Raw genomic sequence first — 24,257 nt, 5'->3', positions numbered from 1 at the left:
GTGGATATTATGATTACTGTTTTTTCTGGAGGTACAGGTACTCCAAAATTATTGCAAGGGTTAAAAGAAATTGTCAATCCTAAGGATTTAACAATCATTGTAAATACTTTGGAAAATGATTATTTTTCTGGAGTTTATGTTTCTGCTGATGTTGATACGGTTTTATACACTATGTCTGACATGATTAATGATGAATTTTGGTATGGTGTTAAAGGAGACACATTTATTACTCATGAAAGACTTTGCGAGTTAGGATGTCAGGAACTACTTAGAATTGGTGATATCGATAGAGCAACTAAAATTCAAAAGACCCAGCTGATGAAGAAATATGGTCTTGCAAAGGCTGTTGAAATTCAAGCGGAGAATATGGGCATTGAATCAAAAATAATACCTATGAGCAATGAAGAATCTGATATTAAACTAATTACTGACATGGGTGAATTGGAATTCCATGATTTTTTAATTAAACATCAATCCCAGCCTGAAGTGCTGGACATTAAATTTTCCAGTGTTGCACCTGCGGATGGTGTTGTTGATGCTATTAAAAATTCTGAAGCAGTCATTATTGGACCGTCTAATCCAATTACTTCAATTTCTCCGATACTATCATTAGAAGGTGTTAGAGAAGCTTTAAAAGATACTTATGTTGTTGCAGTTTCTCCAATAATTGGGTCTGATTCTGTTTCTGGCCCTGCCAGTAAATTCATGAAGGCTTTGGATATTGAAGTCTCATCAGTTGGTGTGGCATCATTATATGAAGATTTTCTAGATAATTTTATTATTGATGATAAAGATGTTGATAAAAAACAACAATTAAATCAAATAGTTAATAAGGTAACAGTTACAAATACTATAATGAATAATTTAGGTGCTAAAAAAAATTTAGCACAAATTATTATGGATAGTATTCTTTAATTAAAAGAGGCGAATATTAAATGATACAAATGACATTAATACAAATTGATAATTACGGGCCATGGACTGTAACTCCAAGACCACGTACAGAATCTGATTTACAAATGCTTCAAGCTAGTTTATTTGCTGACTTAAATAATCATTTTGGTAATAAGAAAGGTTTGGTATTCTTTACTAGATTTGATAATTTGCTAGCAATTTCAAATGGTCTTGATGAAGAGGACCATTTAAGAATTCAAAGATCAATCAGAAATAGGTATCCTATTACTGTAAGTATGGGTGTAGGGGCTGCTGAGACTCCTCATGAAGCTCAAAAATTAGCAACAATTGCTCTTCAAAAAGCGGGTAGTGCACAATCAGGTGAAAGAAAAGAAATTTTGGCTATTGATAGTTTGGTTAGTGAAGAGGATAGCTATGTTCAGGCTGCACACATTGATATAAATAGTGTAACTGAAACTTTGACTGATATTGAATCTGCTTTTGATACAAGTTTCATGGTTAATAAAGCTCAACATTATTTGATGACTAAATTAATTAAAAAAGGAGCATTATTGTTCTTCATTGGTGGGGACAATTTCATGTCACCATGTAATGGATTGTCTGAAAAAGAAATTGAGGAAATCATGGTTGAAATCGATGAAGAAATAGGTATTAAGCTTAAAGCAGGTATTGGCAGGGGCAAAAATGCTGAAGATGCGGCTTATATGGCTGATATTGGTCTTGAAGAAATCAGAGCTAATAATAATGAAATGTGGACTTGGGTAATTGAAAAAGAATACTAAGTGATTTTATGATGAAAGTAGTTGCCCCTATGGCGGGAATATCTGATTCAGAATTTTTAAATCGTGTTATTCCGTTAGGTTTTGATGTAGCTACTTTAGGCGGATATAGTTTGGATGCACCTACTATTGAAGCAAGTAAAAGAATTATTGAACGGGGAAGAAAAGAATTTGACTTTCCTTTAAATGAAATTTTTTCACATATTGAAAATGAAGTTGATTCTATTAAAAAGGTTCATAGTGATGTAAAAGTATCTGCAAATGTTAGATCAACAACTCCACAACCGATAATTGAAGCTGGTAAAATTAGAAAGTTGGATATTGTTGAAATTAATTGTCATTGTCGCCAAGATGAAATCAGGTCTATTGGTTGTGGACAGGAAATGTTGAAAAATCCTAACCTTGGAAATTTCATATCTGAAGTTGTTGAAAATGTCAATTGTGAAGTTTCAGTTAAGATCAGGGCTAATGTTGATGGAATTGATACAGTAAATGTTGCTAAAATAATTGATGATGCAGGTGCAGATTACTTGCATATTGATGCTATGAAAAATGATGTTTTTGATGCTGATTATAATCTCGTAAAAGAGATTTGTGATAATACCGATATTAAAGTAATTGGAAATAATTCCATGAATTGTGAAAAGAATATTGAAAAAATGATTAATTCTGGTGTTTATGGATTTTCAATAGCAAGAGCAGTTATTTCGGGCAATCTAGATTTTAATATTTCTCAATTTTAATATTTTTAAAACAATTGTTATTAGAAAGTATTATTAATAGTTTATAATATAAATTATGTCAATAGGTGATTTCATGGATTTTATTACACTTAAGAATATTACAAAAAATTTTGATGGTGTTGATGTTCTTAAAGATATTAATTTGAAGATTAATGAAGGGGAAACTTTAGGTATTTTAGGACGTAGTGGAAGTGGAAAATCTGTTTTAATTAACATGCTTAGGGGTACATTAGATTATAAACCTGATGCAGGTAATATTATAATGAATCTTGCTGTTTGTCCTGATTGTTTGGCTGTAGACTCTCCATCTCATGCTGGTGAAAGATGTAGTTGTGGAGGAACTCTTGAAGCTAAGGAAGTTGATTTTTTCAATGCTGAAAGAAAGTTATTTTCAAGTATTAAAAGAAGAATAGCTATTATGCTACAACGTAACTTTGCATTATACGATGAAGAAACCGTAATCGAAAATGTAATGAGGGCAATGCCTGAAGATATGGAGTATGAGGAAGGATTATATTTTGCTTTAGAGTTACTTGAAATGGTTCAAATGAACCATAGGATTACACATATTGCCCGTGATTTAAGTGGTGGAGAAAAGCAAAGAGTAGTACTTGCAAGGCAATTGGCTAAAAAACCAATGACATTTTTGGCTGATGAACCAACTGGTACATTGGATCCTCAAACTGCAGTAAAATTACATAATACTCTAAAAGAAGGAGTAAAAGATGAAGGAATCACCATGTTAATCACTTCTCATTGGCCAGAAGTAATGACAGAACTTGCAGACAATGTTATTTGGTTAGATGATGGTCAAATCAAAGAAGAGGGCGAACCTCAAACTGTTGTTGATCATTTTATGGAAACTGTACCAATTCCTGAAAAGCCGGAAATCCCTGAATTCGGTGAAAAACAAGTTGTTCTTGAAGATGTTAAAAAACATTACTACTCAATTGAAAGAGGAGTAGTAAAAGCGGTTGATGGAATCAGTTTGGACATTAATAAAGAAGAAATTTTCGGTATTGTTGGTTTAAGTGGTTCAGGTAAAACTACTACAACTAGGATGTTAATGGGTTTGACTGAACCAAGTAGTGGTGACATTCAAATAAAGCTTGGTGATGAATGGATTGACATGACTAAAGTAGGTCCACTTAATCGTGGTCGTATCATGCCGTACATTGGTTTATTGCACCAGGAATATTCATTATACCCTCACAGAACAATTTTAGGTAATTTAACTGATGCAATTAGTTTAAATTTGCCTGCTGAATTTGGTAAAATCAAGGCTACTCATGCATTGACTACCGTCGGATTTTCTGATGCAACTGCTGCTGCAATTCTTGACAAATATCCTGATCAATTAAGTGTTGGAGAAAAACATAGGGTTGCACTTGCACAAGTTTTAATTAAAGAGCCTAATCTTATTGTTTTGGATGAGCCTACTGGTACTATGGATCCAGTTACTCGTGTTGTTGTAACTGACTCTATATTAAAAGCTCGTACAGAATTGGAACAAACATTCATTATCATTTCCCACGATATGGACTTTGTTTTAGATGTTTGTGACCGTGCTGCTTTAATGAGGGGAGGAAAAATATTAGATATTGGAACTCCTGAAGAAATTGTTCAGCAATTAACTCCAGATGAAAAAGAAGACATGTTAAAAGATAATAGATAGTTTTCTTATTCATTTAACATTTTTTTTATTTTTTTCCAATTTGGACAATAAGTGTCCATTAATTTTTTAAATTTTTTTCCATGATTGAATTCTATTAAATGACATAGTTCATGAATTATGACATATTCTAGGCATATTGGATCTTTTTTTGCAAGTTTTAAATTTAATGTGATTCGTTTATCATGATATCTGCAATTTCCCCAGTTTTTCATGTTTCTTATTTTAACTTCTGAAGGTTTTTTTCCAACAATTTGTGAACATTTGTCTAAAACAGGGGGTATTGCTTTTTTCATTTCAGCCCTGTAAAATTCATTCATTATTTTTTCTCTTTTTTCGATTGTGCTTCGTTTTGGGATTGGCAAATACATTACTGATTTTTTATCATCTATTAAAACATTTTTTATAGTGTCATTGGAAATTAGCTGTAATGTGTATTCCTTGCCCCATAAATAATGTTTTTCTCCATTGCTGTATTTCAATGGGGCTTTTATGTCATTTTCGATAATGAATTTTTGTTTTTTCAATATCCAATCTTTTTTCGATTTTACGAATTTGGTGATGTCTTCATCAGATAAAAATAATGGTGCAGATACTTTTACCTCTCCATATGGCGGTAAAATTCGCAAATACATGTTTTTAATGTTTTTTCTTTCTAATGTGATGGTAATGTCTTCAATAATTTTTGTTTCCTTTTTCATATCAATATTAAATATGGTTAAATAATGTTTTTAAACCTTACTAATACGTTTTTGCAATTCTGAATCCAATTGGGTAGATGTCATACTTATCATTAAACTTATGAGAATGTGATGGGGTTTCATAGTGTTATATTTGGCTATCATTTTTTTCTTTTAATACTTAAACGAATCTAATGTTTAAATTATTTTTTATAAAAAAGATTATATATTTAAAGTTTTAATACATTATATTATTATTTTATATTTATCAAACTAATAATGAAAATTATTTTTGGAGGATTATCATGACTTGGGAAGATGCACCGTCTCATATTTGTAGGGGAGGAGATATAAGAGGACTCGCTTTTTGCTGCCCTCCAGTAAAACCTTGCCCAGTATTAAATGCATTGCAAGAAGTTAATTTAACTCCTCAAGAGTTCGTTGACATTAAAATTCAATTTGGAAAAGAAACTAGATTAGGTGAAGGAGCAGGAACTTGTTTTGGATCACTTGTGTGGTGTTGTAAACCATCAAAACCTTGTCCTTTAAGAGATATGACTTTAAAAAATATGGGAATGAGTCATGATGAGTATTTAGATTTAAAAAAGCAATTGTCCGAAAGATTGGTTGGAGTAAAAAAACCTGACCCGGATGAAAGAGCTGAAGCGTTGGCTGAAACATTTCATATTAGCAAACTTGAAGCAATGAAGGTTTTAACTGATTGTAATAACGATTTGAGAGCTGCAGTTAAAGTATTGCATGCAAAATCAATAGAAAAATCTGATTAAAATGGATTGGACTTCTCTTTATTTTAAAACATCTAATTTAAACGTGTTTATTTTAGGTACTGGGGAAGTCGCATCCAGACGTGCCAATAAATTTTTAGACCATGGGGCTAATGTAAGATTGGCTGGAAATAATTTATCTGATGATTTGAACGATAAGGGCGCCGATTTATATTCCATTGATGATGTTGATGAACTGGTTGAATGGTCTGATTTGGTAGTTGTTGCAAGCGGTGATGAGGAATTGTCGGAACATGTTTCAGAAATTGCTCAGGATAAATTGGTCAATAGGGCTGATTTTCCTCTAAAAGGGGATATAATTGTTCCTACAAGTTTTGAAATTGGTGATGTTGAAATATCTATTTTTACTAATGGCAAAAGCCCTTTAATGGCTAGACAGCTTAGAAAGAAAATCCAATCTATAATCACTGAAGAGGATATTCTTGAAATTGAACTTCAGGATTATGCTCGTCTGGAATTAAAGAAGGTTCTTAAAAATCAAAAAGAACGCAGACAGGTTCTCTATGAAATTTTTGAAGATGAAAAAATTAGGGGATATGTTGAAAATAGGCAAATGGATGATGCTAAAGATTACATTGATAATTTAATAAGGGGATTATAGTGATATTAAATTTAAGAGTTGACCATAAAATTGCTGATATTCAATCTATGGAAAATATTTCAAAGGATATTGATGATTTATTTTGGAAATTGCAGGAAAAATATTCCGTAAATGAATATGTTGAGATTTCTACATGTAACCGGAAAGAGTATTATATTAAAAATGATTATATTTCTGAAGATGATGAGTTATTGTCACATGAAAATCAGAGTATCATTATTGAATATGGCAATTCTGCAGTTATGCATCTCCTGCGTATGACTTCAGGTCTGGAATCCATGATTGTTGGTGAAGACCAAATTTTAGGTCAGGTTAAAGATGCTAAGCATAAGGCTATTAAGGATCATCATTGCGGTAAATCTTTAGATACTATTTTTACTAAAGCCATTCATGTAGGTCAAGTTGTTAGGAATAAAACCAATATCAATAAGGGTTCTGTTTCAATTGGGTCTGCCGCCATTGATTTGGCTGAAAAACATATGGGCAGTTTAGATGATAAGTCTGTTTTGGTTATTGGTGCTGGAAAAATGGGTAGATTGGTTGCTAAGGCACTTGCTGAAAAGGATTTAAATGCTATTTTTGTGGCGAATAGAACTTATTATGTTGCAGTTGAATTGGCTCAGGATTTGGGCGGTGAAGCTATTTTATTCAATGACCTTGAGAAGTATTTGGCAACTGCGGATTTGGTTATCAGTGCCACTAGTGCTCCCCATGCAATTATCACTAAAGAACGATTATTAGGCATTGAAAGGGATCATAGTAGTTTAATGATGGTTGATATTGCCAATCCAAGGGATATCTCTGAAGATGTTTGTGAAATCGGTGTAAAATTATTCAATATCGATGATTTGAGAGAAATTGCAGACGAAAATACTAATCTCAGAATTAAAGAATTTGGTCAGGCAGAAAGTATCATTGATGAAGAGTTCATTTTACTTAAAGAGACCTTTAAAATAATGGAAGTTGAGCAAATACTTGCAAGTTTAAGAGCATCAATGGAAGAGATAAGACAACGTGAAACTAAAAAAGCATTAGTTAAATTGGCTGATGTAGATGGTAGTGCTAAAATTTTAAATAATTTAACAAATTCTATTGTAAATAAGATATTTTTTGATATTTCCAAAAATGTAAAGGATGCTGCAAAAGATGAAAATAAGGAAGTTATTGCAGCTGCGGAATATTTATTCAATACAAAATAATTATTCAAACATTCCTTTAACTTCGTTATTTTTTACTTTAGTAGATTTAAGTGCATAATCTATATGTTTCATTGTGATTATGTCTTCATCATTGGCAATGGCATTGTGGAGAGCTGTTTTGAGTATTTTTTCTTTTAAATCTCTTCCGGATAATCCTTTGGTAAGTTTAACTATTTTTCCTAAATTCAAATCATAATCCAAAGGCATTGTTTTTAAATTATTTTCCAAGATGGTTAATCTTTCATTGTCATTCGGTAATTTGAATTCAATTTCTTCTTCAAATCTGCTTCTCACAGCATAATCAAGGCTTGTAGGATTATTTGTTGCACCTATTGTTATGACAGATTCATTTTCATTAATTCCATCCATCTCAGTTAAAAGTGAGTTGACAATCTCGGATACGTCTCCCCTTAATGATTGAAAAGACCTGTCAAGTGCAATGGCATCCATCTCATCAATGAATATTATTGATGGTGATTTTTCTGAAGCTTTTTTAAATAAATCATGAATTTTAGATGCACTGTCTCCAACATGTTCTCCAATTAATGATGTGGCTTTAATTAAATGAAGTGGAACTTCAAGCTCATTGGCTAGAGCTTTAACAAGCATGGTTTTACCAGTTCCTGGAAGTCCATAAAATAAAATATTCTTTGGAGCCCAAGGCCCAAATTTTTCTGGATTTTCTAAATATTTAATTAAAACTTTAATTTTATTTTTTGCATTTTGCTGGCCAACGATATCTGACAGTTTTATTTTATTGTCAACTTTAATTTCATCTGATAACTTATTGTTTTCTTCGTGGATAAGTTTGATTTCAGTTTTTTCAGAAATTATTGACCCGTTTGGTTTTGCAGTTACAATTTCAAATCCATAATCCGGTATGATTTTTTGATCAAAAAGATAAGAGTTTTCATTTACTTCTAATCCTAACCATTGTTCTCGAGCATATTCTTCGAATAATTTTAAGTTAGTAATTTCAAAGTCGTTTTCCATTAGACTGAAATCAAATGGATAACCAACGGCTTTAAGAACAACATATTCGGCATATTCTTTATTTTCCTTTTCAATTTTTGCCGATTTTTGTGTGGTTGATTTGATTTCTTGCTTTTTATTGTCAGTTTTCAATAAATCACCTCCATGGAATTTGTACAAATTTTTAACATTTCTTTTTTTGTATGTCTTGTTATTAAATAGTTGTTGTTATATATTAAGATGTGGGGATAATAACATGAGTTTTAGAACAAAAAGAGTATTATTCAGCGTTCCATTTTACATTATTTTTCAATTTTTCCTTTTAAAATATATCTTTTTGCTATTTGGTGGAGTTGATGATGTAATTTTAATCGTAATAAGTATTCTGATTGGTTTGATGCGTTGTATTCCAATGTTTTTTGAAGAAAGAAAATCCACAACCGTTGGAAGATTTTTTCAAACGGTCGATGGTATTTGGATGTGGGCATCACTGATGTTTTTAATTGATGTTGTACTCATTTATGTGCTTAATAGTTTTATTACTCTTCCTAAGTTCATTGTTTATATACTGTTGGCTATTGTTCCTGTTTTGGGAGTTTATAACTATTATAAGGCCACTAAATTGGTTGTTAATTCTAAAATATTGGAATTTGATAATTTAAATAGGAATATAAATATTGTTCATATGTCTGATGTTCATTTTGGTTCCGTAAGGCACAAACAAATAATTTCACAAATTGCGGAAAAATTAAAAGAATTGGAAGATTCTTGTCAAATAGCCATCATCTCTGGAGATTTGGCTGACGGTTCTTCAGTTGTGGAGCCTCATGATTTTGATGGATTGAAGGAAGTAAAAATGCCTATAGTGTTCACACCTGGAAATCATGATTTTTATATGGGTATTGAAAATGTTATTGAAGCATGTCAAAATGCAGGAATCATTGTTTTGGATAATGATAATTTTGAATTTGAAAATCTGAACATATATGGTTTGACATATAGTTTTGATGATATTCCAACACCAACTCCTGATGAAATAAAGAATAGTTTAAATCCTAATTTGATAAATATTATTAACTATCATGTTCCTTATAATTGGGAAGAATTTTCATCATTAGGCTTTGATATCCAATTATCTGGTCATACTCATGGTGGACAGTTTTATCCAGTAGTGAATTTTGCAAATATCTTGTTTAAATATAATAAGGGACTTTTCAAAAATAAATCAGGCAATTATATCCATGTCACAACAGGTGTAGGGTCAATGGATACTCCAATGAGGTGGGGAACTGATTCTGAATTGGTGATTTTGAAATTAGGAAAAAAATGATTGTATTGGTGTAAATATGATTGGATTTAACTATTGCATAAACTGTGGATTTAAATTGAACGTCGATGACAATTTTTGCCCAAATTGTGGCGTTAAAGTTGGAGAGGACAATTCGGAAGTTATTATGGATGATGATTTCTTTTTAAAATATAAAATTAAAATTGAAAATTTAAAAGAAGAATATGATTTGAAAGTAAGTAAAGCCATAGAATTGATTAAAAAAGAGTTTGATCCATCAGAAATTAGTTATAATGACTTCATTTCAACATTAAATAATAGTAATAATATTTTTTATAACAATGTGGAAGTTGCATTGGATATTATTGAGTTGTCAAGCAATCCTTCTGTAAAAATTAAAAATGAACTTGATAATAAAATCAATACATTAAATGAAATTATCGACAAGCTGGAAGATTTTATTGATGAATTGATTATTCATATTGCTGAGGGAAGTGAAAAAGAAGTTAAAAATTTAACTAAGGAATTGGATGATTTAATAGATTCCGTAAAAGATTATTAAATCATATTTTCATATATCTCTTTCATTTTTAAGGCATCCAAATCTCTTTGTGGGGTTTCACAAATTATATTTGCCTTCCAGCCATTATCAATTAGATTTGCCAGTAAATCCTTGATGTTCGGACCATATTCATCACTTTCATCCATTGTGTGATGTTTCACTTCTCCTCCACGACCATACTCAATGGTTGTGAAGTGGCAATGTAGGATATCAATGTCCAAATTATCTTCAATGATTGAAAATATGCAGTTGTAATCTTCTTTTTTGTTTAAAAATCCTCGTCCACGTGCATGAACATGGGCAAAATCAATTGTAGGTTCAAAATGATCGAATGTGGCACATAGTTCAACTACCTCTGAAACATTTCCAAGTTGTGTTCTTTTACCTGTAGTTTCAGGTGCAAAGGTAAATTCTTCAATTCCTTCTGCTTCGAGTTCTTCAAATAATCTGTTGACTGTATTTTTTGATATTTCCATTGCTTTTTCAGGTTTTCTGTTTAAATAAGCTCCTGGGTGAAATACCAATCGATATGCTCCCATCCATTCGCCGGCACGAGCTGCTGATATTAAATGACCAATACTTTTATCAAGTTTTTCTTCCTCTTTTGCACACAGATTAATATAGTATGGAGCATGCATTGAAACTAAAATATCATGTTTTTCAGATTCCTCCTTAAGTGTGGTTGCAGCCTTTTGGCCAATTCTTACACCATAAGGGGATTGATATTCATAGGAGTTAAGTCCTTCTTCAGAAATATATTTTGGCGCTTTATATGCCGCACCTTTATAGTTGATAGGACTTCCAGCAGGTCCAAAAAGTACTTTATTTTTCATTTAAATCAGTTAAAAAATAGTAAAAATAGGGAATTAGAATATTCCCATAGCTTTATTAGTTTTTGCGATTGATTTTTCGTTGTCGCTTTCCATTTCTAGAAGTGCGCGAATTGCATCAATGTTTTCAGGTATTACGTCAGATTCTTGATGAACTGCTTGCATGTAGAATAATTCATTATCCACGACATTGATGGATTCTTTCCAGACTGGAATTTCATACAAATCATTCCTGTTTCTTCCAAGTTCTTTAGCGTATTCCATTAACTCAGCAGTGGAGCCTAAACCTTCTTCTGCAGAAACGACAAGCACTCTAGAACGTTTTTCCAAAGCTTCAATGATTTCTTCTGTTTCAACATCGTTGTTGATTTCAACCATGATGTTGTGCTGGTGCATTAATGTAGTAGGCACGAGCAATGCCATGGTGGTTACGTCAATTCCTTTCATTACGGTTTTCACGTCAGGTCCATGGTGGGATGGTACCTTTGGAGGATTTGGAACAATTGCGTTGATTGGTCCTTTTTTGATTTCGGAAGGATCTGATCCTCTTCTTACCATTACTGCCCTGACTTTCTTAATGTCTGCAATAGGGTCAATTGTAGATAATGTACGGGTTAATCCTGTGGTGTTACAGGACACTACTCTTGTGTAGTCTGCACCATAGGAGTCATCATAATTACCAAAAGCATTAAATGAAAGACCTGTTAATTCATGGTCTTCACCACCTTGATAAATTGCTTTTACTCCTGCTTTTTTATACATTTCAAGGTTTTGCGGTCCAATACTTCCTGGAGTACAGTCCACAACAACATCTGCTTCTTGAATCATATCTTCAACAGTACCGGCTATTTCAATTCCAGCATCTTTAAATAATTGTTCCCTTTCAGGAATGCCGATGTATAATGGGTAGCCTTTTTCTTCAACAGCAGTTCTTGCCTCATAATTTGGTCTAGTTTTACTTACACCAATAACTTTCATATCATCTTGAGCAGCTACAGCATCTGCCACTCTTTTACCGATGGTTCCATAACCATTAATTGCAACAGTTTTCATTTTAATCCCTTTTTTAGTATAATATATTTTTAAAAATTTATTATATGAATAAAAATTTATTGTTTAAGTTATTTATAATTTGATATTTTTGGTTTATGTTAATAAAATCGATTTTTTTAAATTTTTCTTAATTGTTTTATAGTTTCAATTAATTTTTCAGTTCAATTAAAAAAATTTTAATATTAATATTAATATAAATGTAATTAGTTATATTTGGCTGTTGATGAGGAGAATCATGTTGGATAAACTTTTTAAAAATAAAAAATTTATTTTCATTTTCACATTTGCGATTGAATTTGTAATGTATTATTCATTCAACCATATGAATTTTGGAGGTAGGTTTTTTATTCCGGATATGGGTTTGGCTCCTGTTTTTGGTTTGATATTCGGTCCTTTCGGAGGCCTTGGTTTTGCCTGTGCAACTTTCGCCGGCGAATTTTATTGGGGAGGAAATTTTTTTGCCAGCTTACTTGATTCATCAATTTTATTCTTCGTATCTGTTTTAGCATATAAATTATGGTATCTGATACCTTTCAAGGAATTGTCCCCTCCCAAGTTTAGTTCATTGTCAACTATTCTTAAATTTGTAAGTGTAATGTTTATTTCTTCACTCGTTTATTTGATATTGCTACAAATTTCATTTGCTGCCTTTCCGAGCATAATTGGGGATTTATATAGTTTAACAAGTTTTTTAAACCAATTTTCATATGCTTTTAATCTTTTTGATTTTTCAATAATTTATGGTTTGATATTTATCAGTGCTTTTAATATTTTAAAGATTCCTATAAAAATACCTAAAAAGTTTAAAACCAAATTAAATATTCCCTATAAATTTTTCTTAATTCCTTTAGTCTTGTTAAGCGTATTTATTGTATTTGCCCATACCCACAACGATATTTTCACAGAATCTGTATGGAGTTATTTATTTTTCATTATAGCATTTGGTTCAGCAATTCTTTTTAGTTTAAATACGTTTGATGTTGGAGATATTCAAAGTTCTCAATATTATTCCATTATTGAAAAGATTATTGTTTTATTTTTCATTATTATGATCTTTTTTTCAATAGGTATTTTTGATGAGCTGCATGATGTGATAGTAGGATTTTCTTTTGTAAATGTTTTAAACATAAGATTTATTTTAATGATTACTATAGGTTTGATAATTCTTCTGAGTATGACTTTAACTTTGATTCATATCTATTTTGTTGAAAAACTGTTAACTAATCCTCTTAAGGGATTGACTGAAGCTACAAATAATTATGTGGTTGAAGGAAAGCTTGAATATCACAAACACACTACATTCAGGATAAAAAATTTCATGAATGATGAAGATGATATGTCTGTATTGATTAATTCATTTAACTCTTTAAGTGATATCATCAAATCTAACCTGAATAATCTTAGAAAATCCACTATCGAAAAAGAAAGATTCAAAACTGAATTTAATATTGCACATGATATCCAAAGAGGTATGTTATCCACAGATTTTGAAAAATTTTCATCTAATGGTCCTTTTGAAATTTGTGCATTTATGAATCCTGCAAAAGAAGTTGGAGGAGATTTTTATGATTATTTTAAGGTGGATGACGAAAACATAATCTTTGTAGTTGGGGATGTCAGTGGAAAAGGTGTCCCTGCTTCATTATTTATGGTTAGAACAATGCATCTAATAAAAAATCATTCTAAATTCGAAAATAATTTGTCGGAAGTATATGAACAGGTAAACAATCTGTCCTGTGAGCGGAATACTGACAACCTGTTTGTAACATCTTGGATTGGAAAATTAAATATTAAATCTGGCGAACTGTCTTTTGTTAATGCAGGTCATAATCATCCATTAATAAGACGTAATGGTGGGGATTTCGAATATTTGGAAACTTCTCCTGATTTGGTGCTGGGGGTTATGGAGGATATGCCTTATACTGAAAATAAAATTAATTTAAAACCTGGTGATATGGTATTTTTATATACTGATGGTGTTACTGAAGCAAATAATAATTATGATGGGTTTTATGGTGATGATAGGCTGAAGAATACTCTTAATAGGTATAAAGACCAAAAATTAAATATAATAATCTCGGAATTAACTGAGGATATCTACCAATATTGCGGTACTAGGGAACAATTCGACGATTTAACAATGCTTATAATGAAGTTTGAGGGTGATTAGATAATGAAAGGTATTCGCAATTTATTCAAATCTAACTTATTTATTTTATTGTTTGCATTGCTATTGGATTTGACAATATTTGGATTATCATTTGTTTTTTTAGGAAAAGTGGAATTTGGTGCAGAAGTTTTCATAATTCCAATTATATGTCTTTTATTCGGTCCATATGCTGCTTTAGGATGTGCAATATCTCAAATAATTATTGGAGTTATTTTTGACTTGAATAACATTTTTTATCATTTATGTACATTTTTTATAGTGTTGCTTGCAGGTATTTTGGTTTGGAAATTGTGGTATGCTAGTTTAGATAGATTTGGCTTAGAAATTCCTAATTTGGGAAATTATTCCAGTTTTATAAAAATGTTTGTTTCCTATTTTGGATTTTATGCAGTTATAGCATTTTCATTTGCATTACCTTATGACTATCGTTGGATTTTTGATTTTGAAGCATCTCTTTCAATTTCTTTGCTGTTGTTGTTATTTTCAATTTATTTTGTCAATTATGTAAAAATTCCAGTTTATGTTCCAAGAAAACAACTTAAATCAATATTGCCCGAAAAAGTATACTCTATAATATTCTTGTTAATAATGTTTGGTGCATTAGTCTTTGCAGTATATGCAGATTATTTTGTAATTTTATTCATGTTGGCTTTGGTTGTTATTTATTTATCCAGACCATATAATCCTCAAGTCTTTAAGCTTGAAAGAACTATAAATATTAATTTAGTTCAAAAAATGACTTTTTCAGTATTGCTAATAGCTATTTTTCTTGAATGTTTGTTTTTAATCGCACACATTCTTGGTGATTATAATGATATTTTAGCTACAGTGGACAACTTCGGATTATATTATCTGATTCATTTATTCTCAAGGAATGCAACAATTTTCATACTTTTGTTTTTAATTCCTTTTTTATTCTATTTGTACTATTTGGAAAAAAATGTTACCAACCCTATAAATTCGATATCCACTTCTTTAAATGTGGATTTGATTAGTAAAAATTCAAATTTGATGTTAAAAGAGAATTTAAAATCCATCTCTAACGATAATGAAATAAAAAAATTAACTAATTCTCTGATTCAAATGGAAAGTGATGTGGATAAATATCGTAATGAATTGCTTAAGGTCACAGCTGAAAATGAAAGATATGAAACAGAATTGTATTTGGCAGAGTCTATCCAATCTTCATTGATTCCAACGGATTTCGATAAATTTTGTGAAAACAAGAATTTTGACATATATGGTATCGTCCATTCTTCACGTGAGACTAGGGGTGATTTTTATGATTATTTCCAAATTGATGATGAGAATATTGGATTTGTAATAGGGGATGTCGATAATAAAGGTATTCATGCTGCTTTAATTGTGGTTGAAGTAATGACATTGATTCAGGACTATGCAAAACATTATGATGATCTTTCTAAGTGTTTTGTTGAAGTGAATGACTTGCTTTGCAATACTGATGTTAAAAATAGTTTTGTAACATCAATAATTGGAAAATTAAATTTGAATACTGGAGATTTGTTTTTAGTTAATGCAGGTCACAATTATCCGTTGTTTAAATATAATGGCCAGGAATTCGAGTATTTAAATGTCAATAAAGGATTGGCTTTAGCTATTCAAAAAAATGTTGATTATGAGATTCTACAGATGAAAATGAGTCCTGGCGATACATTGTTTTTATACACTAATGGTGTAACTGATGCTGAAAGTGATTCTGAAGGAATTTATGGTGAGGACCGTTTGAGAAATATTTTGAATGAGCATTCATCAGATGATTTGGAATCTATTATTTCATCACTGGAAAAAGATATTGACGTTTTCTGTGATTATCAAGAACAAGTTGACGATAGGGCAATGTTTGTATTAAAATTCAAGTAAAAAAAAGAAAATTAGTAGGTTTATTCTATTGTAAAACCTGCTTCTTCAACTGCTTCGTTAATGTCTGCATCACTAACATCATCAGACATTGTAATTTTTGTTATTCCAGAATCTAAATCTGCTTTGGCATCTTCAATTCCATCAACATCTTTTAAACAAAGTTCAACAGCATTTACACATGATGGGCAGTGCATACCCACAACTTTAATTTCTTTTTCAGCCATAATAATTCACCTTTGTATTGATATGTAATGTTTGGTCATTGGAATATATAAACATTTAGTCATGCCTAATTTTCAAAATTATCATTTTTAATCTGGAATATGTATATTCTTAAATTATTTTCAATGATGACAAATCATTAATCCAATTTAATTGGAGATTGCTTCATTTATTTAATAAGTATTTATTCCAACTATGTTCTTGCTTAACTGTATTTTTGATAATTTTGACAGTACATTTTTAGCTGTAAGTTGATTTCAGAAAGTCATATTCTTGAATAATATTCCAATATTGAATTAATATCTCCTAAAGCATCATCCAAATCCCCATTTTCCATAGTTTGTTTCACGCAATGTTCCAAATGACCTTCAACGATAATATGTCCAACTTTATGCAATGCAGATTTGGATGCATTTACTTGCATTAATATCTGTTCACAGGGTATATCCTCATCAATCATTCGATCAATTGCATTTACTTGGCCTATGATTTTTTTGAGACGTCTATGTAAATTTTCACTGTCCATACATTCTTTCAAAATAACACATCCTATACCTACTAGGGTATATTAATTAATTTTATATTTAAATATTTTTATTAATTTTGAATTGCCTTATCAAAAACTTTAAATTAACTAAAAAACTTATAATTATTTAGAGTCGATGGTTGGAGATATCATGGAAATTGAAAAAAAATATAATGATAAAGAATTAACAATCGAAGTTGGAAATCGTATTGATACTGTTACTGCTCCTGATTTTGAAAATGAGATAATGGATGAAATGGGTAAATTTGACTCATTGATTCTTGATTTAGAAAAGTTAGAATATATTTCAAGTGCAGGATTAAGAGTTTTAGTTTTAGTTCAGAAAAAATTACAACCTGAAGGCATTCCATTTGTTATCATTAATGTAAATGATACTATTAAAGAAATATTTTCCATGTCTGGGTTCGATAAGATTTTAACCATTAAATAATTTTTTCAATCGTTAAAAATAGTTTAATAACTCATTAAGCTATTTTAATTTTTCTATTTTTTTTTAATTTTTTAAAAGAAGCTTTTTTTATTTAAAAAATAAAAATTAAAAGCTAAACGTAATATTTAGCTTTTGTCAATTACATATTCTGTATTGTTGAATCCTAAAACTTCAGTAAATTTGATACTTTTATTGTCTAAAAGATCTTTACTAATATTTTCCCAAATGTTCTTTTTACCTTCGTCTTTTATGTTGATTGTAATGTTATCGTCATAATCAACAATCAGAACTTCCATAGCAACATCATTGTTATTGAACTTGAATATTTCATCTATTAATTTAACAATGGTTTCTGTTGATGAATCATCTAAATCCAAAGTTTTCAAGTGTTCCATCATTTCAGTTCTTGTTGCATCATTAACTGATTCTATGGTATAGTTTCTGGTTTTTTGAATCAAATCTTTTTTAATAAAGAACGGCCCACTATATTCTTTTTCTTTTCTTTCAATAATTTTAACATAAATCCATGCAACAGTGATTGCTAAAACAGTTCCTAATGGGAATGATAACCAAATACCATCTACTCCTATTATTGGGTAAAGTGCAAAGGTCAATACTAATGGACCCAAAAATGTTGAAATTAATGAAATAATTGTTGAAACAACAGTTCTCTCAATCGCTTCATAATAGAAGATTAGTAGTGTGGACAATACAAATGGCAAGAATGATAATGAGAATATTTTAAGTGCATTTCTTATTTGATCTGCAGCTGCATTATCTGTAAGGCTAAAGAACATTAAAATTGTATCCGGGGATATCCATATCAATGCAATAAATACAATTGCACATATAGTTGTTGCTAGAAGAGACCTTTTTATTAAATGATTCAGATTCAGATAATCATTGTGGGTATAGTAAACAGGCACTATTGAAGATAATGTCTCTGAAATTCCAACAACTAATATACTTATAATTAGTAATGCATTAGTACAAACGTTATATGCATTTAAACCAGGTTTACCCATAACTGCTTCAAGAACAACGTTCATTATTTCAATTAAAAGCAAATCGAATATTCCGATACTTGCACCCGGAAAACCAATTTTTAACATTTCTGCAAAGGATTTAAACCATTTTTTGATTGGTACATTACCAAATGAGAATCTGAAGGTTCTTTTTGGACTGATGAAGTATAATATTGAACAAATTAGTCCTACTGAATACCCGATTAATAATCCAAGGGATGATCCTTCAATGCCCATATGCATTAAATCCAAAAATACAAAGTTCAATATGATATTTATCAGATTTGCAACAACAATCAATGCAGATGATAAATTTGGCTGGCCATCAACACGAATATATTGGCTGAGCACTGCTAAAGTAACTGAAATTGGCATACTTATAAAAAAGTAAAATCCATATGATTTGGCGAGCGGTGCTAAATCAGCACGACAATGCAATATTGCCATTACATAATCTGGAAACATTAGGCAGAGTATTGCCAAAATTAAAGATATTGCAATTGTTGCTATAATTGATAATGTGAAATAATGGTTACTTCCTTCAGTATCAAATTCTGCTTTTCTATTTAAAGCTAAAATTTGCCCTCCAAGACCAAAGAACCATTCAAAAACTGTAACCAACAATACTAATGGCTCTAAAACTTGTAATGCTGCTTGTGCATCTGCACTAACATATGTTGCTACGAAACTCGCATCAACAATAGCAGTTATATTTAAAGCCATAGCTATTAATATTGTTGGAATTAATAGTTCTCTAAATTTTTTTTCTGCTATTATGACTTTCATGATTTTCATCTCTTACTTAATCGAAATATTTAACGCTATTTAAATAATCTATTAATTTTTTAAGATATTCATCATCAGGTTGTGGCCAATCGAAGCCTAATTCGTGAAGAATTTCTGTAGTCTGTTCGATTTCAATTTTTGCATCGAAGTCATCTACTTCATCAAGGTCATCAATACCAATTTCAGCGGTAATCAATCCTTGGATGTTTTCATCCATATTTTTCTCATATATTTCTTTAAATTCTTCATTGCTTACTTCTTTGATGTCATAACCATAGGTATTTAGCACATTAATTATATCACTATTAAGGATATACTTATTGTTCATACAATGGAATACCCTACATTTATTAGGTGTTTTTGATAATTCAAGAACTCCTCTTGCAACACAATCAATTGGACTCATTTCTACGACTTCTTGAGACATATTAGGTGTTAATGCTTTAAGGTTTTTAATAGCTTTTATGTTGTTTAGGAAAGCATTGGTGTCATAGTTTTTCTGGAATACTCCATCACTATAACGGCTCATGAGGTTTCCAACTCGAATTATTTTTACAGGCAATCCTTTTGTTGCCGCTTCTAAAACCATTCTTTCAGCTAAGAATTTACTGCCTAAGTATTTGTTGGTTAAGTCTTGTTCGTAGTATAAAGTTCTTTCGTTAAACCTTACATCTGGATATGCTTCTTCATTTTCTGAATAACCTGAAAGAACACTCACTGTAGATATTTGCACATATTTGATGTTGTCTCTTGATTGTGCAAATTTGAGTCCGTTAATTACTCCATCAACATTTACCTTAAAGATGTAGTCATCAGCTGTGTAGTGTTTTACTATAGCTGCACAGTTTATTATTGTGTCGATAGGATAGTCTTCAAGTTTTTTGAAGTCATCGAGTGATGTTATGTCACCTTCACTCAATATGATTCTTGAACCTATGAGGTCAGTTAGGTCTTCATCGAAGTAATAGTCCATTAAGTCGATTAGACGATCTTCACAGGAATCAAAGCTGCCTTTTCTTAACATACAATAGATGGTTCCTGTTTCATTTTTAATGTATTCGTATAATACATGAATTCCAAGGAACCCTGTGACTCCAGTTAATAATACATTGCCGATTTCTTCAGTTTCCCCATCTAAGAAGTTATCCAAAGTATTTTCTTCAAGAAGTTTGTTGATATTGCTGTAGTCATAATTTTTGATTGCATTTGCTTCCATATTTTCTTCATCAACTTCTCCGGATAAGAACTTGGCTAACTTTCTTGGAGTTTGATTATGGAATACATCATCATATTTGACTGTGTAATCCTGTTTTAGTAATTCAATAATGAGTTTGGATGCAATAAGTGATGTTCCACCTATTTCAAAGAAATTGTCTTCAGCACCAACAGTTTCAATATTTAATATATTTGAAAAGATGGTACAAAGTTCTTGTTCCAATTTAGTTTCAGGTGCAACATACTTGATTTCCATTTTTGGTTCTGGTAAACGTTTTGTATCAGTTTTACCATTTGGCAATTGAGGCATTTCATCTAATTGCATGAATACTGTTGGAACCATATATTTGGTTAATCTTTCTTTTAAATATTCTTTTAACTCATCAGTGTCGATTTCATCTTCTGCTGTGAAGTAGGCACATAAATGTTCGGTATTGTTAATCTTTTTAATGACTACAATGTTCTGTTTGATATCTGGGAAGTTTCCGATATTGGATTCGATTTCTCCGATTTCTATTCTTAGTCCTCTGAGTTTGATTTGGTTGTCAATTCTTCCTTTGATATCAATTTCTCCATTTGGTAGTTCGATTGCGTAGTCTCCGCTTCTGTAGTATGGGATGTCGTTGATTGTGAGGTATACTTCTTTGGTTTTGTCTTCCATGTTGTAGTATCCTTTACCTACACCGATTCCTCCGATGTATAGTTCTCCCATGACTCCTTGTGGTAGTAGTTTGCCGTCAATGTCTCTTACTTCAGTTGCATAGTTTCTCAATGCTTTTCCGGGGTCGGTTATTTCTTTGTAGTTGGATGCTATTGTTGCTTCTGTTGGTCCGTAACTGTTGTATACTTTTGCATTGGTGTATTGTTTGACTCCGTTGAATGCTTTGGCTGAGAATTGTTCTCCTCCCATTACGATACATTTTGCGCATTCTATTACTTCGCAGAATTCATCGATTTCAAGGTATGAAAGCAGTCTTGATGGTGTGAATTCCATTACTTCCGGTTTGTTTTCTTTAATAAGTTTTATCAAATCAACAAGGTTTTTGATTTCCACATCGTTTGCGAAGATGATTTTGATTCCGTTGGTAAGTCCGGTCAGGATATCTTCAAGGGATGTGTCGAATGCGATTGTTGCAATACTTAACAGGTTGTTATATTCAGCTTTTGGATTTTCAGCTACCTCGTTACATGCATTTTCGTGACTGATCATTACTCCTTTTGGATTTCCTGTAGACCCTGAGGTGTAAATCATGTATGCTAAATCATCACGGGTAATTTCAACATCAGGATTGGAAGCATCATCCTCTTTAATTAAATCATGGATATTTAATGAATTTTCTGCTTCTCCACTGGTATTTATGATATAGTCTGCTTGACTGTTTTCATAGATGTAGTCAATTCTTTCTTGAGGATATTCTAAATCCAGTGGTACGAATGTACAACCTGCTTTGAATATACCTAATATGGTTGATATTAAATTGCTGTCTCTTGGAAGCATTGCAAGTACATTGCTTTTTGGTTTTACTCCTTTTTTGATTAGTGCGTTTGCGATTCTGTTTGCTTTTTCGTTTAGTTCTTTGTATGTTAGTGTTGCATCTGTTGCAACCAGTGCTATTTCATCTGGTTTTGTTTCCACTTGTTTTTCGAAACGTTTGTGTAAGAATGGTGTATCTAACTCATCAAATACTGGCATTTCATATTCATTATTTAATTCAATGTCTTTGATGCTGATTTTATCCATATCATTTATGAAGAACTGGAATAATGTGTACTTTATTGCTTGTAGGAATTTTTTAACATAATCTTTGGAATATATTTGGTCATTATATTCAATGTATATTCCAATTATTTCTCCATCATCAAACACATCTAAGTTTATTTTATAATCTGTTGCTACAGTACCGTCGAGTGGAATCATATCATAACTTTTATCACCGATTTTAATCATGTCTTTTTCAAAGTCTTCGTGGAATGCATAAAAGAATTCAGGCTTTAGCTGGTAGTCTTCTGCAAGTTTAGTGTATGGGTAATTGCTGTGAACCAATGCATCCTTCCATGATTTGTCAACCAATTTGATGTAGTCTTCAATCATCATGTCACGTTTTTCACTGTTGACAATAATTGGCAATGTTTTAACTAACATTCCTTGAGTGTCAAAGTAATCTGAATTTGCCCTACCGTTGAAAATGGTTGTTATTAATGATTTATCGTTGAATGTAAATTTATCAAGACTAATCATTGTTGCAGTCATGAATAAAACGTTTGGACTTATGGAATGGTCTTTACAGAAATGTCTGACAAATGTGGAGTTTACAGTATCCTTAATAAGTTTTATGTTTCCTTTATCAGGATTTCCATTTAGGTTAGGTGTTAAAACTGTAGATTCTAAACCTTCACTGAATTTATTTTTGAAGAATTTTTCTGAAACTTCATTTAGTCCCATTTCTTCTTCAATTAAACTGTAAATGTATCCATTAATCTTTTCTGTTTTAAGTTCTTCATTTCTGTATGCTTTTGTCACATCAGCGAAGAAATTATCTTGGGATACTCCATCTGTTATGATGTGATGGAAATCAGAGAACAATATTGTTTCAGATGGTGTATTGTAGATTTTGAATCTGAATAATTGATTGTCATCTAATGGGATTAATTTTATGTCATTTTCCATTATTTCCTCATTGGTTATTGAATCAATTTCGACAATTTCAATTTCATCAATTTCTGCATCATCGCATCTTTTCTGTTTTATTTCTCCATCATCAGTGTTTATTATTCTTGTTTTAAGATATGGGTGTGCTTCAACTGTTTTGATAAGGGCATCTCTTAGTTTATTTGGATCAACATTGTTGTCAAACCTTATTGCATATGGCATTGTGTATTTTATTTTGTCGGTTTGTATACATTCATAGTAGATACCCAATTGGTTTGAAGTCAATGGGAATAACTCCATATCCTTTGAAGATTCAATTATTTCTTCAATATCAATTTGTGATTCTATATTATTGTCAACTTTATCTGCAAGACTTTTAACAGTAGGATTTGTAAATAATGAAGTAATATCGATGTTAACATTAGTTTCATTATAAATCATTGAATTTAATTTCATTAAGGTTAATGAAGAGAATCCTAATGCATACAAATCATCTGTTGTACCGAATTCATCAGTATTGATGAGTTCAGATGTGAGTTTGAATATTTTTTCTTCAGTTTCATTTTCAGGTTTTACATTTTCTAAGTTTAGTACTGGAGCAGGCAATTCCTTGAGATCAGTTTTTCCATTTGGTGTTTGAGGTATTTCATCTATTTGCATAAACACTGATGGAATCATGTACTTGGTTAATTTATTTCCTAAGTAACGTTTTAACAGGTGAGTATCTATTTTTTCTTCAGCTGTAAAGTAAGCACATAAGTGCTCAGACTTATTGATCTCTTTAATTACTACTACAGTTTGTTTTATTTGCGGGAATCTATTAATATTGGATTCGATTTCTCCGATTTCTATTCTTAGTCCTCTGAGTTTGATTTGGTTATCGATTCTTCCTTTGATGTCTATGTCACCATTTGGTAGTTCGATTGCGTAGTCTCCGCTTCTGTAGTATGGGATGTCGTTGATTGTGAGGTATACTTCTTCGGTTTTGTCCGGCATATTGTAGTATCCTTTACCTACACCTACACCTCCGATGTATAGTTCTCCCATGACTCCTTGTGGTAGTAGTTTGCCGTCAATGTCTCTAACTTCTGTCACATAGTTTTTGAGTGCAGGTCCAACTGTGATGTTTTCCGGGTCGGTTATTTCTTTGTAGTTGGATGCTATTGTTGCTTCTGTTGGTCCGTAACTGTTGTATACTTTTGCATTGGTGTATTGTTTGACTCCGTTGAAT

Annotated in this window: 20 protein-coding genes; 12 read left to right on the top strand and 8 right to left on the bottom strand. The window is 31.2% G+C overall.

Features of this window, described 5'->3' with window-relative positions; translation table 11 throughout:
- Nucleotides 1-9: 9 nt before the first annotated feature.
- The 4 genes from cofD (at nucleotide 10) to atwA (ending at nucleotide 4,112) form a co-directional block, all read left to right on the top strand.
- Nucleotides 10-915, top strand: coding sequence for a 2-phospho-L-lactate transferase (cofD, locus tag QZ143_RS02745; RefSeq protein ID WP_292881007.1), 906 nt, complete (start codon nucleotides 10-12; stop codon nucleotides 913-915).
- A gap of 20 nt (nucleotides 916-935) precedes the next feature.
- The gene (locus tag QZ143_RS02740) at nucleotides 936-1,697 is read left to right on the top strand and encodes a GTP cyclohydrolase III (protein ID WP_292606136.1); all 762 of its coding nucleotides are present in this window, start codon (nucleotides 936-938) and stop codon (nucleotides 1,695-1,697) included.
- A gap of 29 nt (nucleotides 1,698-1,726) precedes the next feature.
- Nucleotides 1,727-2,437 (top strand): tRNA-dihydrouridine synthase, encoded by a 711-nt coding sequence (locus tag QZ143_RS02735; RefSeq protein WP_330047788.1) that lies wholly within the window; start codon nucleotides 1,727-1,729, stop codon nucleotides 2,435-2,437.
- Nucleotides 2,438-2,510: 73 nt separating this feature from the next.
- Entirely contained in the window at nucleotides 2,511-4,112 is a 1,602-nt protein-coding gene (atwA, locus tag QZ143_RS02730; RefSeq protein WP_292881001.1) for a methyl coenzyme M reductase system, component A2, read from the top strand.
- Nucleotides 4,113-4,117: 5 nt separating this feature from the next.
- On the opposite strand, the gene QZ143_RS02725 is transcribed toward atwA, so the two are convergent.
- Entirely contained in the window at nucleotides 4,118-4,810 is a 693-nt protein-coding gene (locus QZ143_RS02725; RefSeq protein ID WP_292880998.1) for a SprT family zinc-dependent metalloprotease, read from the bottom strand.
- Nucleotides 4,811-5,094: 284 nt separating this feature from the next.
- Between QZ143_RS02725 and QZ143_RS02720 the strand changes: the two genes are divergently transcribed.
- From QZ143_RS02720 to hemA, 3 genes are read left to right on the top strand one after another with little or no spacing between them, the layout of a single operon-like run.
- The gene (locus tag QZ143_RS02720; RefSeq protein ID WP_292606144.1) at nucleotides 5,095-5,577 is read left to right on the top strand and encodes a methanogenesis marker 9 domain-containing protein; all 483 of its coding nucleotides are present in this window, start codon (nucleotides 5,095-5,097) and stop codon (nucleotides 5,575-5,577) included.
- Nucleotide 5,578: 1 nt separating this feature from the next.
- Complete coding sequence (locus QZ143_RS02715) at nucleotides 5,579-6,196, top strand: bifunctional precorrin-2 dehydrogenase/sirohydrochlorin ferrochelatase (RefSeq protein ID WP_292880995.1); 618 nt, start codon at nucleotides 5,579-5,581, stop codon at nucleotides 6,194-6,196.
- Nucleotides 6,196-7,395 (top strand): glutamyl-tRNA reductase, encoded by a 1,200-nt coding sequence (hemA, locus tag QZ143_RS02710; RefSeq protein WP_292606147.1) that lies wholly within the window; start codon nucleotides 6,196-6,198, stop codon nucleotides 7,393-7,395. The genes QZ143_RS02715 and hemA overlap by 1 nt, the downstream gene beginning before the upstream one ends.
- On the opposite strand, the gene QZ143_RS02705 is transcribed toward hemA, so the two are convergent.
- Nucleotides 7,396-8,520 carry an AAA family ATPase gene (locus QZ143_RS02705; protein WP_292606150.1) on the bottom strand — a complete coding sequence of 375 codons (1,125 nt, stop codon included), beginning with the start codon at nucleotides 8,518-8,520 and terminating at the stop codon, nucleotides 7,396-7,398.
- 103 nt (nucleotides 8,521-8,623) lie between these two features.
- On the opposite strand from QZ143_RS02705, the gene QZ143_RS02700 reads away from it, so the two are divergent.
- Together QZ143_RS02700 and QZ143_RS02695 are read left to right on the top strand one after the other, a co-directional pair.
- Nucleotides 8,624-9,697, top strand: a complete 1,074-nt coding sequence (locus tag QZ143_RS02700; protein WP_292880992.1) for a metallophosphoesterase — start codon at nucleotides 8,624-8,626, stop codon at nucleotides 9,695-9,697.
- A 16-nt stretch (nucleotides 9,698-9,713) separates the two neighbouring features.
- Entirely contained in the window at nucleotides 9,714-10,217 is a 504-nt protein-coding gene (locus QZ143_RS02695; RefSeq protein ID WP_292880985.1) for a hypothetical protein, read from the top strand.
- Here QZ143_RS02695 and QZ143_RS02690 read toward each other — a convergent pair.
- Complete coding sequence (locus QZ143_RS02690) at nucleotides 10,214-11,050, bottom strand: TIM barrel protein (RefSeq protein ID WP_292880982.1); 837 nt, start codon at nucleotides 11,048-11,050, stop codon at nucleotides 10,214-10,216. The genes QZ143_RS02695 and QZ143_RS02690 overlap by 4 nt on opposite strands.
- Before the next feature lie 33 nt (nucleotides 11,051-11,083).
- Nucleotides 11,084-12,100: a phosphorylating glyceraldehyde-3-phosphate dehydrogenase gene (locus tag QZ143_RS02685; protein WP_292880979.1), complete on the bottom strand. Its 1,017-nt coding sequence runs from the start codon at nucleotides 12,098-12,100 to the stop codon at nucleotides 11,084-11,086.
- 235 nt (nucleotides 12,101-12,335) lie between these two features.
- Here QZ143_RS02685 and QZ143_RS02680 point away from each other — a divergent pair, with 235 nt between their 5' ends.
- Together QZ143_RS02680 and QZ143_RS02675 are read left to right on the top strand one after the other, a co-directional pair.
- Entirely contained in the window at nucleotides 12,336-14,270 is a 1,935-nt protein-coding gene (locus tag QZ143_RS02680) for a SpoIIE family protein phosphatase (protein ID WP_292880976.1), read from the top strand.
- 3 nt (nucleotides 14,271-14,273) lie between these two features.
- Nucleotides 14,274-16,151, top strand: a complete 1,878-nt coding sequence (locus QZ143_RS02675; RefSeq protein WP_292880973.1) for a PP2C family protein-serine/threonine phosphatase — start codon at nucleotides 14,274-14,276, stop codon at nucleotides 16,149-16,151.
- A gap of 20 nt (nucleotides 16,152-16,171) precedes the next feature.
- Here the strand turns inward: QZ143_RS02675 and QZ143_RS02670 are convergent, their stop codons facing one another.
- Complete coding sequence (locus QZ143_RS02670) at nucleotides 16,172-16,375, bottom strand: heavy-metal-associated domain-containing protein (protein ID WP_292606165.1); 204 nt, start codon at nucleotides 16,373-16,375, stop codon at nucleotides 16,172-16,174.
- 263 nt (nucleotides 16,376-16,638) lie between these two features.
- The gene (locus QZ143_RS02665) at nucleotides 16,639-16,911 is read right to left on the bottom strand and encodes a metal-sensing transcriptional repressor (RefSeq protein ID WP_292606168.1); all 273 of its coding nucleotides are present in this window, start codon (nucleotides 16,909-16,911) and stop codon (nucleotides 16,639-16,641) included.
- A 139-nt stretch (nucleotides 16,912-17,050) separates the two neighbouring features.
- On the opposite strand from QZ143_RS02665, the gene QZ143_RS02660 reads away from it, so the two are divergent.
- Nucleotides 17,051-17,350, top strand: coding sequence for an STAS domain-containing protein (locus QZ143_RS02660; RefSeq protein ID WP_292606170.1), 300 nt, complete (start codon nucleotides 17,051-17,053; stop codon nucleotides 17,348-17,350).
- Nucleotides 17,351-17,475: 125 nt separating this feature from the next.
- Here QZ143_RS02660 and QZ143_RS02655 read toward each other — a convergent pair whose 3' ends face one another.
- Both QZ143_RS02655 and QZ143_RS02650 read right to left on the bottom strand, forming a co-directional pair.
- On the bottom strand, nucleotides 17,476-19,161 hold the full coding sequence (locus QZ143_RS02655) for an MATE family efflux transporter (RefSeq protein ID WP_292606172.1): 1,686 nt from the start codon (nucleotides 19,159-19,161) through the stop codon (nucleotides 17,476-17,478).
- A 16-nt stretch (nucleotides 19,162-19,177) separates the two neighbouring features.
- On the bottom strand, nucleotides 19,178-24,257 hold a 5,080-nt coding region (locus QZ143_RS02650; protein ID WP_292880970.1), incomplete at its 5' end, for an AMP-binding protein.

It is taken from the genome of Methanobrevibacter sp. UBA188 (assembly GCF_905234905.1).
Classification (GTDB): Archaea; Methanobacteriota; Methanobacteria; order Methanobacteriales; family Methanobacteriaceae; genus Methanocatella.
Note: the sequence above shows the minus strand (reverse complement) of the source record. Positions and strands in the feature narration are given on the sequence as shown.

Coding starts and splice junctions, on each gene's coding strand:
- cofD (WP_292881007.1), top strand. CDS start 10: ATGATTACTGTTTTTTCTGGAGGTACAGGTACTCCAAAATTATTGCAA.
- QZ143_RS02740 (WP_292606136.1), top strand. CDS start 936: ATGATACAAATGACATTAATACAAATTGATAATTACGGGCCATGGACT.
- QZ143_RS02735 (WP_330047788.1), top strand. CDS start 1,727: ATGGCGGGAATATCTGATTCAGAATTTTTAAATCGTGTTATTCCGTTA.
- atwA (WP_292881001.1), top strand. CDS start 2,511: ATGGATTTTATTACACTTAAGAATATTACAAAAAATTTTGATGGTGTT.
- QZ143_RS02725 (WP_292880998.1), bottom strand. CDS start 4,810: ATGAAAAAGGAAACAAAAATTATTGAAGACATTACCATCACATTAGAA.
- QZ143_RS02720 (WP_292606144.1), top strand. CDS start 5,095: ATGACTTGGGAAGATGCACCGTCTCATATTTGTAGGGGAGGAGATATA.
- QZ143_RS02715 (WP_292880995.1), top strand. CDS start 5,579: ATGGATTGGACTTCTCTTTATTTTAAAACATCTAATTTAAACGTGTTT.
- QZ143_RS02700 (WP_292880992.1), top strand. CDS start 8,624: ATGAGTTTTAGAACAAAAAGAGTATTATTCAGCGTTCCATTTTACATT.
- QZ143_RS02695 (WP_292880985.1), top strand. CDS start 9,714: ATGATTGGATTTAACTATTGCATAAACTGTGGATTTAAATTGAACGTC.
- QZ143_RS02690 (WP_292880982.1), bottom strand. CDS start 11,050: ATGAAAAATAAAGTACTTTTTGGACCTGCTGGAAGTCCTATCAACTAT.
- QZ143_RS02685 (WP_292880979.1), bottom strand. CDS start 12,100: ATGAAAACTGTTGCAATTAATGGTTATGGAACCATCGGTAAAAGAGTG.
- QZ143_RS02680 (WP_292880976.1), top strand. CDS start 12,336: ATGTTGGATAAACTTTTTAAAAATAAAAAATTTATTTTCATTTTCACA.
- QZ143_RS02675 (WP_292880973.1), top strand. CDS start 14,274: ATGAAAGGTATTCGCAATTTATTCAAATCTAACTTATTTATTTTATTG.
- QZ143_RS02670 (WP_292606165.1), bottom strand. CDS start 16,375: ATGGCTGAAAAAGAAATTAAAGTTGTGGGTATGCACTGCCCATCATGT.
- QZ143_RS02660 (WP_292606170.1), top strand. CDS start 17,051: ATGGAAATTGAAAAAAAATATAATGATAAAGAATTAACAATCGAAGTT.
- QZ143_RS02655 (WP_292606172.1), bottom strand. CDS start 19,161: ATGAAAGTCATAATAGCAGAAAAAAAATTTAGAGAACTATTAATTCCA.